The 1610-nt window shown below is 55.3% G+C and carries 1 protein-coding gene; it reads left to right on the top strand.

From position 1 onward, the window contains the following. Positions 1-40: 40 nt before the first annotated feature. Positions 41-1582: an IS3 family transposase gene (locus AWB82_RS36595; protein WP_086974102.1), complete on the top strand. Its 1542-nt coding sequence runs from the start codon at positions 41-43 to the stop codon at positions 1580-1582. Positions 1583-1610 lie beyond the last annotated feature (28 nt).

The following is a 1610-nucleotide window of genomic DNA, read 5'->3' as shown; positions in this document are numbered from 1 at the left end:
GGGGGTGCGGCGGAATTCTTGGACTATCAGGAGCTAGTCCATGTATTCGTACGAAGACCGCATCCGAGCAGTGAAGCTCTATTTGAAGCTTGGAAAGCGCCTTACCGCGACCGTTCGTCAATTGGGCTATCCCACAACGAAATCTCTCGAACGTTGGTATCACGAGTACGAGCGGTGCCTCGATTTGCCGAGGAAAAAACGTATTTGCTTGAGGCCGCGCTACTCGGCAGAACAAAAAAAGGCGGCCACGGACCACTACATGAGCCACGGCCAGTGTCTGGCAGCAACAACAAAGGCCTGGGGATATCCGGGACGTGGGACGCTCGTCGCCTGGCTCGACGAGCTGCATCCTGAACGAAAGAAACGCGCTCTCGGGAAGACTTCGGGTATTCGGTACGCACCAGAGCTGAGGCAGACAGCGGTCATCGATCTGTGCACTCGACGAGAAAGCGCCGAGGAAGTTGCCAAAAAGATTGGCGTGAGCCGCCCAACGTTGTACAACTGGAGAAATCGGTTACTCGATCAGGAGGCTGTTTCAAACATGACACGCCGCAACGATCCGCCGCAGACCTCCGAGCAGACGACGCTGGAGCAGCAGGTCGAATCACTCCGACGAGATATCCGGAAGCTCCAGATCGAACACGACATCCTAAAGAAGGCCAATGAAATATTAAAAAAAGGCCTGGGCGTCGACCCGCAACTCCTGACGAATCGGGAGAAGACGGAGCTGGTTGATGCCCTGAAACAGACTTACACGCTGTCGGAGCTTCTTGCTGAACTGGGGCTCGCCCGTAGCTCCTACTTCTATCACCGGGCGCGGGTACAGACTGCCGACAAGTATGCTCATGTACGCCTTGCCATTGCGGATATCTTTGAACTGAATCACCGCTGCTACGGATATCGCCGGATGCGTGCGGCACTTGGCAGGCAGAAAGTCTTCATCTCGGAGAAGGTCGTTCGGCGCTTGATGAAGCAGGAACATCTAAGCGCGACCACGACGAGGCGGCGTCGATACGGTTCCTACGCTGGAGAAATTAGTCCTGCTCCAGATAACCTTATCAACCGGGACTTTCGGGCCGCAGCACCGAATGAAAAGTGGCTCACAGACATCACAGAGTTCCAGATTCCTGCTGGCAAAGTCTATCTGTCGCCGATCATCGACTGCTTCGATGGGCTCGTGATTAGTTGGTCAATCGGTACGCGACCAGATGCCGAACTTGTGAACACGATGCTCGATGCTGCCGTCGAAGCAATGAGCAGTAGCAACAGCCGACCTGTAATCCATTCAGATCGCGGTGCGCATTACCGCTGGCCAGGGTGGCTTGCCCGAATACGTGAGGCCAATCTGATTCGTTCAATGTCGCGCAAGGGCTGCTCGCCCGATAATGCGGCGTGCGAAGGCTTCTTTGGACGGCTGAAGACCGAACTGTTTTACTCCCGGGACTGGCAGGCCATCAGCACCGATCAGTTCATTGAAGTCGTTGACTCGTACATTCGCTGGTACAACGAGAAACGAATCAAGATCTCGCTTGGCGCACTCAGTCCGATTGAATACCGGGAGAGTCTGGGGCTGACGACATAAACCAGTCCAAGAATTCCGCCGCACCCCC

Source organism: Caballeronia glebae (genome assembly GCF_001545035.1).
Taxonomy (GTDB): Bacteria; Pseudomonadota; Gammaproteobacteria; order Burkholderiales; family Burkholderiaceae; genus Caballeronia; species Caballeronia glebae.
Note: the sequence above shows the minus strand (reverse complement) of the source record. Positions and strands in the feature narration are given on the sequence as shown.